The sequence below is a fragment of the Bradyrhizobium barranii subsp. apii genome (genome assembly GCF_011516635.5).
Classification (GTDB): Bacteria; Pseudomonadota; Alphaproteobacteria; order Rhizobiales; family Xanthobacteraceae; genus Bradyrhizobium; species Bradyrhizobium barranii.
Map to the genome: position 1 here is coordinate 3,604,986 of NZ_CP096255.1, position 14,097 is coordinate 3,619,082.

12 protein-coding genes are annotated in these 14,097 nt (G+C 64.3%); 10 read left to right on the forward strand and 2 right to left on the reverse strand.

The features are described 5' to 3' along the window. The first annotated feature begins 38 nt into the window (after positions 1 to 38). From HAP41_RS17150 to HAP41_RS17195, 10 genes are all read left to right on the forward strand, one after another. Positions 39 to 887, forward strand: a complete 849-nt coding sequence (locus HAP41_RS17150; RefSeq protein WP_166105950.1) for a VOC family protein — start codon at positions 39 to 41, stop codon at positions 885 to 887. A gap of 128 nt (positions 888 to 1,015) precedes the next feature. Continuing rightward, a complete protein-coding gene (locus tag HAP41_RS17155; RefSeq protein ID WP_175618109.1) occupies positions 1,016 to 1,771 on the forward strand; it encodes a TetR/AcrR family transcriptional regulator in 756 nt (251 codons plus the stop codon). Between the two features lie 321 nt (positions 1,772 to 2,092). After that, positions 2,093 to 2,902: an ABC transporter permease gene (locus HAP41_RS17160; protein ID WP_166099348.1), complete on the forward strand. Its 810-nt coding sequence runs from the start codon at positions 2,093 to 2,095 to the stop codon at positions 2,900 to 2,902. 61 nt (positions 2,903 to 2,963) lie between these two features. Further along, entirely contained in the window at positions 2,964 to 3,956 is a 993-nt protein-coding gene (locus HAP41_RS17165) for an ABC transporter substrate-binding protein (RefSeq protein WP_071915911.1), read from the forward strand. Next, positions 3,953 to 4,801, forward strand: coding sequence for an ABC transporter ATP-binding protein (locus HAP41_RS17170; RefSeq protein ID WP_166099344.1), 849 nt, complete (start codon positions 3,953 to 3,955; stop codon positions 4,799 to 4,801). Before HAP41_RS17165 ends, HAP41_RS17170 begins: the two co-directional genes overlap by 4 nt. 4 nt (positions 4,802 to 4,805) lie before the next feature. Further along, the gene (locus HAP41_RS17175; RefSeq protein ID WP_166099341.1) at positions 4,806 to 6,194 is read left to right on the forward strand and encodes an enolase-like domain-containing protein; all 1,389 of its coding nucleotides are present in this window, start codon (positions 4,806 to 4,808) and stop codon (positions 6,192 to 6,194) included. A gap of 5 nt (positions 6,195 to 6,199) precedes the next feature. Further along, a complete protein-coding gene (locus HAP41_RS17180; protein WP_166099337.1) occupies positions 6,200 to 7,351 on the forward strand; it encodes a Gfo/Idh/MocA family protein in 1,152 nt (383 codons plus the stop codon). Between the two features lie 136 nt (positions 7,352 to 7,487). After that, complete coding sequence (locus HAP41_RS17185) at positions 7,488 to 8,678, forward strand: dihydrodipicolinate synthase family protein (protein ID WP_166099334.1); 1,191 nt, start codon at positions 7,488 to 7,490, stop codon at positions 8,676 to 8,678. Continuing rightward, positions 8,678 to 9,541, forward strand: a complete 864-nt coding sequence (locus HAP41_RS17190) for a sugar phosphate isomerase/epimerase family protein (RefSeq protein WP_166099331.1) — start codon at positions 8,678 to 8,680, stop codon at positions 9,539 to 9,541. The genes HAP41_RS17185 and HAP41_RS17190 overlap by 1 nt, the downstream gene beginning before the upstream one ends. Positions 9,542 to 10,335: 794 nt before the next feature. Next, the gene (locus HAP41_RS17195; protein WP_321576408.1) at positions 10,336 to 10,581 is read left to right on the forward strand and encodes a hypothetical protein; all 246 of its coding nucleotides are present in this window, start codon (positions 10,336 to 10,338) and stop codon (positions 10,579 to 10,581) included. 162 nt (positions 10,582 to 10,743) lie between these two features. Here the strand turns inward: HAP41_RS17195 and HAP41_RS17200 are convergent, their stop codons facing one another. Continuing rightward, positions 10,744 to 12,333 carry a Spy/CpxP family protein refolding chaperone gene (locus tag HAP41_RS17200; RefSeq protein WP_166099326.1) on the reverse strand — a complete coding sequence of 530 codons (1,590 nt, stop codon included), beginning with the start codon at positions 12,331 to 12,333 and terminating at the stop codon, positions 10,744 to 10,746. Between the two features lie 477 nt (positions 12,334 to 12,810). Beyond that, positions 12,811 to 14,028 carry an ornithine--oxo-acid transaminase gene (gene rocD / locus HAP41_RS17205; RefSeq protein WP_166099323.1) on the reverse strand — a complete coding sequence of 406 codons (1,218 nt, stop codon included), beginning with the start codon at positions 14,026 to 14,028 and terminating at the stop codon, positions 12,811 to 12,813. Positions 14,029 to 14,097 lie beyond the last annotated feature (69 nt).

Consider the following 14,097-nt stretch of genomic DNA (forward strand, 5'->3'; position numbering starts at 1 on the left):
TCCTTCGGAATGGTTCCAGGTCGATCAAGGGGGGAATGATGATCACCGGCCTCGATCACGTCGTCGCCCTGGTGAGGGATATCGGTGCGGCCAAGGCGGCGTATCAGACGCTGCTCGGGCGCGCGCCGGCCTGGCAGAATTCCGGCGAGGGCGCCGACCGCGTGCTGTTCACGCTTGCGAACATGACGATCGAGCTGATGGCGCCGAGCGGCTTTAACGTTGCGGCGGACCGGATCCGCGCGCTGCTCGACGATCGCGAGGGCGTGCTCGCCAGCCTGTGCTTTCGTGTCGCAGACATGAGCAAGATGCACCGGCGGCTGGAGCGGGTGGCCTTGAGGCCTGATCCGGTCGCCGAGGTCGAAAGCAGCGACGTCGCGAGCGGCGCAATCCTGCACTGGAAACGCACGCGTGCCGCCACCGAATTGACGCGCGGCGTGCGCATGTTCTTCCTCGAGCTCGCCGAGGAGCGGCCGCTGTCGGCTGCGACCGACATCGCGCCGATCGATGGGCTCGACCACGTCGTGATCACCACCGAGGATTCCGACCGCGCCGCTGCGCTCTATGGCGCGCGGCTCGGCCTTGATCTCGCACTGGACCGCTCGCACCAGGATTGGGGCCAGCTGATGTTCTTCCGCTGCGGCGGCCTCATCGTCGAAGTGGTGCGCCGCCCCGTGGCGGGCGGGGATTCCCTGCATGATCGTCTCTGGGGCCTGAGCTGGCGGGTCGCCGACATCGACGCCACCCGCGCCCGCCTGCTCGCCGCCGGCCTCGACGTCACCGAGGTGCGCAACGGCCGCAAGCCGGGCACGCGGATCATGACGGTGCGGAATGGGACCTGCGGGATCCAGACGGTGCTGCTGGAGCGCTCGCCGAAGCCGGTGGATTGAAGGGGCGGCCTCCCCGTTCGTCATTGCGAGGAGCTCTTGCGACGAAGCAATCCAGTCTGTCTCCGCGGTGGCAGTCTGGATTGCTTCGCTGCGCTCGCAATGACGAAACTATGCGGCGGGCCTCGCGCATGATAAATGCGATCTGGACGATCACCCAGCGGGCACCCGGTTTGGCGAAAGCAACGGCAAAGCGAACTCTGAAATGGCAGCGCGACCCCGAGGGGATGCGGCTGCGCATTCTCGAAGCCGCCAAGCAGGAATTCTCCACCCACGGGCTCGCGGGCGCGCGTGTCGACCGCATCGCGGCGAAGGCCGGCGCCAACAAGCGCATGCTCTATTATCACGTCGGCAACAAGGACGAGCTCTATCTCGCGGTGCTCGAAGGCGCCTATGACAAGATCCGCAGCGAGGAGCGGGGGCTGGATCTCGAGCATCTCGATCCGCCCGAAGCGATCCGGCGCCTGATCGAGTTCACCTGGAACTACTTCCTGCGCAACCCGGAATTCCTGTCGCTGCTCCAGACCGAGAATCTCGCGCGCGCAAAGCACCTCAAGCGCTCGACCAAGGTCAAGTCGATGCACTCGCCCTTCGTCGAGATGATCCGCACCGTGGTGCGGCGCGGCGTCGACAGCGGCGATTTCCAGGTCGCGGTCGATCCGGTGCAACTCTACATCTCGATCGCGGGGCTCTGCTTCTTCTATCTCTCCAATTCGGCCACGTTGAGCGTGATCTTCGGCCGCGATCTGCTGGCCAAGGACGCCAAGGACGAGCGGCTTTCGCACATGGTCGGCCTCGTGCTGGCCGCGCTGACGGGGCGATCGACCGCGCTGTTCGAGATCGCCAAGGCGCCGAAGTCGCGCAGCGCCGTGGCGCAGACGGTGTAGCGGCCTAGTCCGCGCGTTGGTGGACTAATCGTCCGTCGTTTCCTCAATCTCCGCCGTCATTGCCCGCGAAGGCGGGCAATCCAGTATTCCAGAGACGGTTGAGATTGAACCGAGAAGCCGCGGCGTACTGGATTCCCCGCCTTCGCGGGGAATGACACCAGGGTGAGGCGGTCTCGTGCCCCGGACGTAGCGCAGCAGCGCGTCCGGGACACGAGCGGAGGTGAGGAACCCGGCACAAAACGTCACAGGGAAAGCTCTGGACAGTATTTATCCAACGAGTTAATTTCTCCCCCGAACGAAGAAGAATGCCGGGAGTGAGACGTGGCTGAGTTGAAGCCGCAAGGTGCGGTATCCAAGATGCTGAATGCGGCCTGGGTCCGGCCGTTCCTGTTCCTGGTCTTCATCGTCGTCGCCTGGGATCTTGCGATCCGCCTGTTCAAGATCCCCGCCTATCAGATCCCGGCGCCGGGCGATGTTCTCGCCGTGCTGCGCACCGAATGGCCGGAACTGCTGCGCCAGTCTTGGCCGACCACCTATGCGACCGTCTGCGGCTTCCTGCTGTCGGCACTGTTCGGCATCCCCGTCGCCATGCTGATCGCGGGCTCGAAGACGGTGGAGAGCTATGTCTATCCGCTGCTGGTGTTCTCGCAATCCGTGCCGAAGATCGCGATCGCGCCGCTGTTCGTGGTCTGGTTTGGCTTCGGCATTATTCCCAAAGTGATTTCCGCCTTCCTGCTCGGCTTCTTCCCCGTGGTCGTTTCCGCCGTGCAGGGCTTCAAATCGGTCGACCCCGACATGGTCGATCTCGCGCGCGCCATGCAGGGCAGCCGGTTCCGGGTTTTCCTCGCGGTGAATTTGCCGCATGCGCTGCCGGCGATCTTCTCAGGCCTCAAAGTGTCGGTGACGCTGGCCGTGGTCGGCGCCGTCGTCGGCGAGTTCGTCGGCTCTAATTCCGGCATCGGCTACGTGATGCAGCGCTCAATCGGCACGTTCGACCTGCCGACGATGTTCGCAGCGCTGGTGATCCTGGCGCTGCTCGGTGTGATCCTGTTCTGGATCGTGGACCGGATCGAGAAGCTGGTCATTCCCTGGCATGTCAGCCAGCGTGAGGACGTGATTTTCGCCTCGTAACAAAACTAAGGCAACGAACGGCCATCAACGGCCGACGCAACAAGGGCAAGGGAGAGAAACGATGAAGCGGTGGATAGGAGCTGTCTCGGCTGCGCTGATGGTGTTTGCGGCGATGCCCGCGCAGGCCGCCGACAAGGTCGTGCTGATGCTGAACTGGTACGTCTATGGCGAGCACGCGCCGTTCTATTACGGCAAAGCCAAGGGCATCTATGCCGCCGAGGGCATCGACCTCGAGATCCAGGAAGGCCGCGGCTCGGCTGCGACCACGCAGGCCGTGGCCGCCAAGACCGCCGACTTCGGCTATGTCGACGTCCCCACCATGATGCGCGCCGCGATCAAGGGCGCGCCTGTCGTCGCGACCGGCGTGCTGCTCCAGACCAGCCCGATGTCCGCCATGGGCTTTGCCGACAAGAACATCAGGAAGCCGGAGGACATCAAGGGCAAGACGGTGGCGATCACGCCGGCCGATTCCATGACCCAGATTTGGCCGCTGTTCCTGAAGAAGACCGGCCTGAAGGAGAGCGATTTCCAGACGGTCGCCGGCGACGGCCAGACCAAGCTCAACGCCGTCATCAACGGCCAGGCGGATCTGCTGCTCGGCTACGTCATGGACCAGTCGATGAAGATCAAGGATGCCACCGGCAAGGACGTCTATCCGATCAAGTTCGCCGACTACGGCATCAACATGGTCTCCTCGGGCATCATCGCCAACTCCGATTATGTGAAGGCCAATGCCGATCTCGTTCGCCGCTTCATGTCAGCGACGACCAAGGCGGTCGAAGCTGCCGAGAAGGAGCCGAAGGCCGCGGCGCAATCGATTCTCGATGCCAACCCCAAGGGCGGCAAGATCGACACGCTGACGCAGGGCTTTGAGCTGACCATCCCGCTCTACCGGACCGCGGAGACCAAGAGCAAGCGGCCATTCCAGGTCACCGACCAGAACATGACGGACTCCGTCAATCTGATGGTCGAATATGGCGGACTGGATGCCAAGGCCAAGGAGAACCCGAAGGCCTTCTACACCAACGATTATCTGCCGAAGAGCGGATCGTGAAGCAAGCCGCAGCCGTGAGCGAAACCGTGCAGCAGGCCGCGCATCTGAGACTGGTGAGCGACCGGGCTGCCGGCGATGCGTCGGGCATCAAACTGTCCGGCGTGTCGAAGACCTACCGGACGCGCGACGGCGACGTGCCGTCGCTGCGTCCGCTCGATTTCCACATCAACGACGGCGAATTCTTCGTCGTGGTCGGCCCAAGCGGCTGCGGCAAGTCCACGCTGCTCAAGCTGATCTCGGGGTTGCTGCCGCCGACATCAGGCGAGGTCCTGGTCGAGGGTGAGAAGGTCACGAAGCCGCACGGCAATGTCGGCATCGTCTTCCAGAACGCGCTGCTGCTGCCCTGGCGCAACATCCTCGCGAACGTGATGCTGCCGATCGACATGAAGCGGCTGCCGCGACAACACTATCTCGATCGCGCCAAGGCGCTGCTGAAGCTGGTCGGCCTCGAAGGTTTCGAGAAGAAGCTGCCCTGGCAGCTCTCGGGCGGCATGCAGCAGCGCGCCTCGATCTGCCGTGCGCTGGTGCACGATCCCAAGATCATGCTGATGGACGAGCCGTTCGGCGCACTCGACGCGTTGACGCGCGAGCGCATGAATGTCGAGCTGATGCGGATCCAGCGCGAGACCAGGAAGACGGTGCTCCTGATCACGCATTCGATTCCCGAGGCCGTGTTCCTCGCCGACCGCGTGCTGGTCATGACCGAGCGGCCCGGCGCGATCGCGGCGATCTACGACGTGCCGCTGCCGCGCCCGCGCTCGCTCGATGTAATGGCTGATCCTGTCTTCACCGAGCTCGTGCAACGCATCCGCAAGCATTTTTTCTCGCAAGGTTCGCTGGATTAAAGTCATGGCGCCGCGCCTGAAGCTGCGAGATATCGCGTTCTTTGAACGTCCCGTGCATTTCGCGCGGCCGTTCCGCTTCGGGGCGATCACGATCAACGCGACGCCGCAGCTGTTCGTGCGGGTCGAGATCGAGGTCGAGGGCAGGGGAGCTGCGGTCGGCGCCAGTGCCGAGCTGCTGGTGCCAAAATGGTTCGACAAGCGGCCGGAGCTATCGCCGGCGCAAACGGTCGACGGCCTGCGGCGTTCGCTGGAGATTGCGCGGGGCCTTTATCTTGCGCGGACTGGGTTTTTGACGGCGTTCGATCTGCATGCCTCGTGCATCGGAGCCCAGGTCGCGACTTGTGCGAAAAAGAACATTCCGGCGCTTGCTGCGGCCTATGGCCCGGCGGAGATCGACAAGGCGATCCTCGACGCACTGCTGCGCGGCGTTGAAACCAACTTTTTCGACGGCATGGCTGGCAACATTGCCGGCATCGATGCGCGGCTTTCGCCGGACCTCAAGGAAGCGGATCTCACGTCGTTTCTCGCCGGCCGGAAGCCGCTGCCGCGCGTTGCCATCAGGCATACCGTCGGCCTCGACGATACCGTCGAAGGCGATGGCGGCGTGGCCGACACACGCGAGAACGCCGGTGCGAATTATTTCAAGCTGAAGCTGTCGGGCGATACCGCAGCCGATGCAGGACGGCTGGCGCGGATCGGCAAGGAACTCGACACGCTCGGGCGCGACTACAAGGTGACGCTCGACGCGAACGAGCAGTACGCCGATCTTGCCGCACTACAGGCGCTGATGGACCGGCTTGATCGTGATTCCGCGCTGCGCCCGATCGCCTCGCGCTTGCTCTATGTCGAACAGCCGATGCCGCGAGACATCACCCGGCAATCGCCGCTCGGCTCGCTGGCCGCGCACGGCTTCATCATCGACGAGGCCGACGATTCCTACGACGCCTTCCCGGCGGCGCGTGCGCTCGGCTATTGCGGCATTTCCTCGAAATCCTGCAAGGGCCTCTACAAATCCATCGTCAACGCGACGCGCGCGGCGAAATGGAGCGCGGGCGGCGCGCGGTTCTTCGTGACGGGTGAGGACCTGACCTGCCAGGCCGGCCTTGCCGTGCAGCAGGATCTCGCGCTCGGCGCCTTCATCGGCGTCACCCATGCGGAGCGCAACGGTCATCACTATGTCGACGGATTTGGTGAGACGCCGACCGCTGAAGCGCAGGCTTTCGCGCTCGCGCATCCGGATCTCTATGCCGATGCCGGGCAGGGCATCCGCCTCTCCATTCACGACGGCGATCTCCTGACGGGATCGCTTCATGCAACGGGCTTTGCGACGTCGGTCCATCCGGACTGGTCGGCGCTCCGCCCGCTCGAACAGCCAACATCACCTTGGGAGTAATTGGCATGACCACCCAACGCCTCGGCCTCATCATGAACGGCGTTACCGGCCGCATGGGTCTCAACCAGCATCTGATCCGCTCGATCGTCGCGATTCGCGAGCAGGGCGGCGTTCGCTTGAAGAACGGCGACCGCATCATGCCCGATCCGATCCTGGTCGGCCGCAGCGCCGACAAGGTCGAAGCCCTCGCCAAGCGCTACAACATCACGCGCTGGACCACCGACCTCGATGCGGCGCTCGCCGACAAGAAGGACACCATGTTCTTCGACGCAGCGACCACGCAGGCCCGCCCCGGCCTGCTGACCCAGGCGATCAATGCCGGCAAGCACGTCTATTGCGAGAAGCCGATTGCGACGAATTTCGAAGAGGCGCTCGAGGTCGTCAAGCTCGCCAACGCAAAGGGCGTCAAGCATGGCACGGTGCAAGACAAGCTGTTTCTGCCCGGCCTGAAGAAGATCGCCTTCCTGCGCGACTCCGGCTTCTTCGGCCGCATCCTCTCGGTGCGCGGCGAATTCGGCTATTGGGTCTTCGAAGGCGGCTGGCAGGAGGCGCAGCGGCCGTCCTGGAACTATCGCGACGAGGACGGCGGCGGCATCATCCTCGACATGGTCTGCCACTGGCGCTACGTGCTGGACAACCTCTTCGGCAACGTCCAGAGCGTGGTCTGCATCGGCAACACCGACATCCCCGAGCGTTTTGACGAGCAGGGCAAGAAGTACAAGGCGACCGCGGATGATTCCGCCTACGCGACCTTCCAGCTCGAGGGCGGCGTCATCGCCCACATCAACATGTCCTGGGTCACACGCGTCTATCGCGACGACCTCGTCACCTTCCAGGTCGACGGCACGCACGGCTCGGCGGTCGCGGGCCTGTCGGATTGCATGATCCAGGCGCGGCAGGCAACGCCCCGGCCGGTGTGGAATCCCGACGAGAAGCGGCTGCACGACTTCTACGGCGATTGGCAGAAGCTGCCTGACAACGTCACCTACGACAACGGCTTCAAGGAGCAGTGGGAGATGTTCATCCGCCACGTCTACGAGGACGCGCCCTACAAGTTCACGCTGCTCGAAGGCGTCAAGGGCGTGCAGCTCGCTGAATGCGCGCTGAAGAGCTGGAAGGAGCGGCGCTGGATCGACGTCGCCCCGATCAAGGCCTGAGGTCTGTTGGATAAGTCTCGATGTCTGTTGAGCCGTCATTGCGAGCGAAGCGAAGCAATCCAGAATGCCTCCGCGGCGAGAGCCTGGATTGCTTCGTCGCTTCGCTCCTCGCAATGATGGGAAGAGGTCTGAAATCATGAACAAGCCCGTCCTGCCGATGTCGTCATTGTCGCTCAAGCTGCCGAAGGCCGATCGCTCGATCGAGACCTACCGGCTTGCGGCCTCGCGCACGTTTCCCGCAAAGCTCGAGGGACCGCTGAACCGCATCGCGTTCTCGGCCGTGCACACGGTTGTCGATCCCTTTGCGGACAACGATCCCTGGCTCTCGGCTGCCGTCGACTGGGACAAGACCATCGCCTTCCGCGAGCACGTCTGGGACCTCGGCCTCGGCGTCGCCGAAGCCATGGACACCGCGCAACGCGGGATGGGGTTGGACTGGCCGACTTCGCTGGAGCTGATCACCCGCTCGGTCGGCGCCGCCAAGCGGCGAAACGCGCTGGTGTTCTCCGGCGCGGGCACGGATCATCTTGCGGTCGAGGACGCCAAGAGCCTTGACGATGTGATCCGCGCCTATGAGGAGCAGCTCTCGGCGGTCGAGAAGGTCGGCGGCCGCATCATCCTGATGGCGTCGCGTGCTCTCGCAAAACTCGGCCGCAGCGCCGACGATTACGCCAAGGTCTATAACCGCGTGCTGTCGCAGGTCCGCGAGCCCGTGATCATCCACTGGCTCGGCGATATGTTCGATCCCGCTCTGACCGGATATTGGGGCACCAAGGACCTCGACAAGGCGATGGACGTTGCGGTGGCCATCATCAACAACAACGCTGCCAAGGTTGATGGCGTCAAGGTCTCGCTGCTCGACAAGCAGCGCGAGATCGACATGCGCAGGCGCCTGGACAAGCGCATCAAGATGTACACCGGCGACGATTTCAACTACGCGGAGCTGATCGCCGGCGACGACCAGGGCTTTTCGCACGCACTGCTCGGCATCTTCGACGCGATTGCGCCGGCTGCCTCTTATGCGTTGTCACGCCTCGCGGCAGGCGACGAGGCCGGCTTCCACGACGTGCTGGGGCCGACCGTGCCGCTGTCGCGTCATATCTTCAAGGCGCCGACGCGCTTCTACAAGACCGGCGTGGTGTTCATGGCCTATCTCAACGGCCACCAGGATCATTTCACCATGGTCGGGGGACAGGAGAGCGCGCGCTCGATGCTGCATCTGGCCGAGCTGTTCCGCCTCGCCGATCAGGCCGGGCTGCTGGCCAACCCCGAACTGGCGACCCGTCGCATGAAAACAGTGCTGGCCTCTCACGGGCTGGACTCCTGATGCGCGATTTTTCGTCCGACCATCGCTGGCTGTCGCTCAACACGGCGACGGTCCGCAAGCAGGGTGACCTCGTCGAGATCATCGACGCCTGTGCGAAGCATGGCATCCGCGCCATCGACCCCTGGCGCGATCAGGTCGCTGCGGTCGGTCTCGACCGCGCCGCACGCGCGGTGCGCGACGCCGGCCTCGAGCTGTCGGGCTATTGCCGCGGCGGCATGTTCACCTCGGACGCATCGCGTCGCGGCGAAGTGCGCGACGACAACCGCCGCTGCGTCGACGAAGCCAAGGCACTGGGCGCGCCCTGCATCGTTCTCGTCGTCGGCGGTCTGCCGCAATATTCGCGGCCGGGCAGCGAGGCGTCCAAGGACATCGTCGCAGCGCGCGGTCAGGTCGAGGAGGCGCTGGCCGACATGCTCGACTACGCCAGACAGGCAAAGCTGCCGCTGGCGATCGAGCCGCTGCATCCGGCCTACGCTGCCGACCGCGCCTGCGTGAACACGACGAAACAGGCGCTCGACATCTGCGATCGGCTCGACCCCGCTCGCAGCGGCATGCTCGGCGTCGCGCTCGACGTCTATCACATCTGGTGGGATCCGGAGCTGGTGGCCCAGATCGCGCGCGCCGGCAAGGACCGGTTACTTGCGTTCCATGTCTGCGACTGGCTGGTGCCGACCAGGGACATCCTCAACGACCGCGGCATGATGGGCGACGGCGTCATCGACATCAAATCGGCGCGCGCCGCGGTCGAGGCGCAGGGTTTTGCCGGCTATTCGGAGATCGAGATCTTCTCCAACGATTGGTGGAGCAAGCCGATGGACGAGGTGTTGCGCACGTGCATTACGCGGCACAGGACGGTGGTCTAGCTCCCACGCGCGCTGTCCTCACGGGCTTGCGACTTGTTGCCGCGTGTTGAAGCACGCCTTCCGCTTCACGGTACCGAAGCGGCGGGCTCGCTCAGCGAGCCGGTTGGAGTACCACCAACGAGAGGTGGACAGCCGTCAGCTTTCAGGCAGAATGATATCATCCCGATGCCGCAGCCTCGCCACGGTCTGCGCCAGATCGGATGCGGTAATGAGTGGCATCAACGATCGGCAGGCACGGCGGATGTACCCACGCCTGATGATCTTGGATGGCCCCGACGTGCAATCGTCGGGGCCATTGTTGTGATCGGCGGGGCAACGCGAGCGACTTTTGCCGGAGGCCCCGGCGTGTTCCACCCCCAGGCCCGTTCTAATGCGGCGATAAGGGATAAGGAAAGACCGCCCGAAGGCGGTCTTGCAGTCCAATGTGCCGGGCCAAAATAGTTTCGGGATCAAACCTTGTCCGGCCCGGTCTGATCGCCAGCTAACCACTATCGCGGGAAGGCCGCTGACAATTAAGATTTCAGTCCTGAAATGGAATGCACCCGCGACGTGGGAACCCGTCGTCCGACGCGAGTCTTGTTGCGTGCCTGCGTACAGCGCTGGCCGAAGGGGCTACGGCGCTGAGAACTTCGACTAGCTCTCAGGCTGGAGCTGCTCACGTCGGTGAAAAGTCAGACGATTGCGCTATCATTGATTGACCGTCAAACACCGGACTATCACTTGGCAATTCAATCTGCGAAATTGTGACAGCATAAATGCGCTTGTAAACAAGCTGGCGCGAAGGGAGGTTCGCAGTGGAGGCAGTGGAGAGAGTGCAGCGCTTGCGTGCGATGGGTTCGCTGTGCCGCCAACAGGCCGCGTACAACAGCATGAACAAATGGAAGCTGCTCGCAGAAGCAGAATACTGGGACCACCTGGCCGATCTTGAGTTGTCTGCTCACTCCCAGCAATGCAGCGCCATCAGCTCGGATGAGAAAGAGCGGCCTCAAGCGATCCCAACCGCGAATGAAGCTGGACCGAAGACGATTTCCGTCGCGTGAGGTCAAGACGAGGCCGTTGTTTGCATTCCGTACCACCGCACTTCTCGCAGAGAGAAGCGGCCCGGACAGCATGTTCTGGTCGAACTGTGGAGCAGGGCGATGATGGCACCCCGCGTCGCTCGGCCGTTGCTCGAATTGAAACGAGAGAATGCGACGCTGCCGTCACGGGCCTGCGAGCTGTTGCAGCGTGTTGAAGCGCGCCTTCTGCTCGCTGCTCAGCGTGGCATAGAACTCGTCAAGGGCGGGCTCGACCAGCTTGGCGGCCTGAAGCATGGCCTCGAGCCGGTGCTGCATCGCCTCCAGTCGTCCGACCGGCGTCACCGGCACATCGTTCGGACAGGCCGCCTGTAGGCCCTCAACGCCCTTCGCCGTCGCTTCGCCGAGGCGGTCGAGCGCTTCCTTCTGCTTACCCGCGGGGTGGAGCACAGCCTCGATCCTCTGGATCGGCAACTGGGTCAGGCCGGACTTCGGATCGCCGCAGCCTTCGGCACTGGCTTCCCGGGCATTGGCTTCCTGCTGCCGAGGCGAGCGGTCGCCGATGTTGGGGCCGAGCGCGTTGAAGCGGGCCTGCTGCTCGTCACTGAGCGAGTTGTAGAAAGTCTCCAGTGCCGGTCGCACGATCTTGACCGCATCCAGTGTCGCGCTGACGCGGTTCATCATCGCCCGCAAGCGGCCAGGCGGCGTCAGTGCATAAGTCTCCGCACAGGGGTCCTTGAACACACCGGCGGCGTTGGCCGCCGCGGTCTTCAACGCGTCGAGCAGCGCGCGTTGCTCCGCCGTCGGCCGCACCGCCCGCGTGATATCGTCAAGCGGCCAAGCGGTGACGCCTTTGTCCGGTGTGCCGCATAATTGCTGCAGCGTTTGCGGGCTCACGCTGGCGCGCTGGCGCGCGCGGGTGCCGCCGCCGGCTTGCGGATAGTCATTCGGGTTGGTGCTGGCATAGGCGGAATAGGGGCTGTCATCGCCCCAGAACACGGTGTCGACGAAGTCGTCATACGCGTACGCCCAATAGCCGGGCTCGTAGGCATAGGACCAGAACGTGTAGTCAAAAATGTCGGAATAGGCGTAAGGCCAGAACACGGGCCCAAGCCATGCCACGAACACCGCGGGATGGCGGTGTCGCCAGGCCTGCCGGGGAGCCCAGCCGCTGTGGCGGGCGACGAGAGCCGCCTGGGTTTGCGCATTCGCCCGCTCGCGGAAGTGCGCGGCAAACCGCCCGCGCGCGGCGGCAGCCGCTGCGGCTGTTGCAGCGGGGGCCTGCAGTCCCAGCCTCTGCTGGCGCGCCAGATCGATTTGCTGCGCCCGTTGCTCGTGCTGCAGCAGACGGTTCTGCGCCTGCAGTGCGCGTTCTTGTGCGCGTTGTGCGCGTGCGCCTTCAGGTTTTTGCGACTGCAAGGTCTGCACACGTTGCTGGAGGCGATCGATGCGGGTCCGGCGCTCCGTGGTCTGGCGCGACAGCATCTCGCGCTGTCGCTGCTCGACGTGCTGCTCACGCTGTTGAACGCGCTGCTCGCGCTCCGGCAGCCTATTCTGCGACTGCAGCAACCGCTGCTGCTCGCGTTGCGCTCTTGCGCCTTCCGGCTTTTGCGACTGCAATGTCTGCACACGCTGCTGCAAGCGGTCGATGTGGCCCTGGCGTTCCGAGGCTTGGCGCGACAGCGTCTCGCGCGGCTGTTCCCGCCGCTCGCTCACGGTCGGCGGCGCGCTGGGGTGTGAGGGGGCGGCAATATGCGGCGTCGGCGGCGGTGCCATCGCCGGACGTTGCGGTGCTGCCGGAGCGCGGTGGAATTCAGGTCGCGGTGCCGCCACGTGCGGGGCAGCTCGCTGCGGCGGTGCCGCGAAGTGCGGGGCCGGGCGCGGCGGCGGGGAGGCCATGCGAGGCGCCGGATTCGGCGCCATGGCCGGCCGCTGCGGCATGGCCGGGGGATGAAATGCCGGCGCGGCAGGACGCGCTATCGCAGGTGGCGCCGCCGGTCGGGCCATCGCGGGCGGCGCTGCCGGTCGGGCAGCCGCTCCCGGTGGTCCACCCCGATGGTCCTGGGCGGACGCGCCGACGCTCGCCGCGAGCATCGAGACACCGACCAAAAACGCCGAAAGGCACACGGCACGCGGAAGCATGATCGCAACTCCACGCTCGTCCCAGTCGCCCGGAACCGTTCAACGCGCAGGCGGCGAAATCGTTCGTTGTTGACTGTCAGCGGCCTTGCGGTCTTCCGACGCAGGCAGACCTCACGCGAAATCCTGCGTCAGGGTGGCAGCGATTCTCTCCAAGGCCCAATCAACCTGGTCACTGGTAATCACCAGCGGCGGGGCGAAGTGGATCGTGTGCTCGTGGGTATCCTTGGCGAGGATACCTTCGGTCTGCAGAGCCTCACAGTAGCGGCGCGCACGGCCGGCTTCAGTGTTGAGCTCGACCGCCAGCATCAGTCCTCGTCCGCGCACGTCGCGCACGGTGTTGGCGCGGATGCTTCTGAGGCCTTTCAGGAAGCGTTCACCTTGCACCGCAGCGTTCTCGATCATTCCTTCCTCGACGAGAACGCGGAGCGCGGCCCGCGCCACCGCGCAGGCGAGCGGATTGCCACCGAATGTTGAGCCATGCTGACCTGGTTTCAGCGTGCCGAGGACCTCGTTGTTGGAAAGCACGGCCGAGACGGGATAGAAACCGCCGGACAAAGCTTTGCCGAGCAGCGTCACATCCGCCTCGATGCCCTCGTGCTGTTCCGCAAGCAGCTTGCCGGTGCGGCCGAGTCCAGTCTGGATCTCGTCGAGGATCAGCATCACGTCGTGCGCAGTGCAGAGCTCGCGCACCCCCGTGAAATAGCCTGCCGGTGGAATGATGACGCCGGCTTCGCCCTGGATGGGTTCGACCAGGAAGGCGACGGTGTTCGGCGTGATGGCGTCTTCCAGCGCGGCAAGATCGCCGAAGGGAATGATTTTGAAGCCCGGCGCGAAGGGGCCGAAATGTTCGCGCGTGGCCGCGTCGGTCGAGAAGCCGACGATACCGAGGGTGCGTCCATGGAAATTGTTGGCGCAGACGATGATCTCGGCTTGCCCGTCGGGCACCCCCTTCACCTCATAGCCCCATTTGCGCACGGACTTGATCGCGCTCTCAACGGCTTCGGCTCCGCTATTCATCGGCAGCACCTTGTGAGAGCCGGTGAGTTCCGCGATCTCCTCGTAGAAGGGAGCGAGCTGGTCGTTGTGGAATGCGCGCGAGGTCAGGGTCAATCGGCCGGCCTGCTCGACCATGGCGGCCAGGATTTTCGGGTGGCAATGGCCCTGGTCGACCGCCGAATAGGCGGAGAGGCAATCCAGATATCGGTTGCCCTGGGTGTCCCAAACGAAAACGCCTTCGCCGCGCGACAGGACAACGCCAAGCGGCTCGTAATTGCGGGCGCCGAAGCGCGCCTCCCTCGAGATGAAATCAGCGACTGGCGGACTACTCATTCGTCACTCCAGCTCACGTGTCTCACGCATTCTAACAGATCTAATGCGTGGCTCGTTCGAAATGATGCG

Coding starts and splice junctions, on each gene's coding strand:
- HAP41_RS17150 (WP_166105950.1), top strand. CDS start 39: ATGATCACCGGCCTCGATCACGTCGTCGCCCTGGTGAGGGATATCGGT.
- HAP41_RS17155 (WP_175618109.1), top strand. CDS start 1,016: ATGATAAATGCGATCTGGACGATCACCCAGCGGGCACCCGGTTTGGCG.
- HAP41_RS17165 (WP_071915911.1), top strand. CDS start 2,964: ATGAAGCGGTGGATAGGAGCTGTCTCGGCTGCGCTGATGGTGTTTGCG.
- HAP41_RS17175 (WP_166099341.1), top strand. CDS start 4,806: ATGGCGCCGCGCCTGAAGCTGCGAGATATCGCGTTCTTTGAACGTCCC.
- HAP41_RS17180 (WP_166099337.1), top strand. CDS start 6,200: ATGACCACCCAACGCCTCGGCCTCATCATGAACGGCGTTACCGGCCGC.
- HAP41_RS17185 (WP_166099334.1), top strand. CDS start 7,488: ATGAACAAGCCCGTCCTGCCGATGTCGTCATTGTCGCTCAAGCTGCCG.
- HAP41_RS17190 (WP_166099331.1), top strand. CDS start 8,678: ATGCGCGATTTTTCGTCCGACCATCGCTGGCTGTCGCTCAACACGGCG.
- HAP41_RS17200 (WP_166099326.1), bottom strand. CDS start 12,333: ATGGCACCGCCGCCGACGCCGCATATTGCCGCCCCCTCACACCCCAGC.
- rocD (WP_166099323.1), bottom strand. CDS start 14,028: ATGAGTAGTCCGCCAGTCGCTGATTTCATCTCGAGGGAGGCGCGCTTC.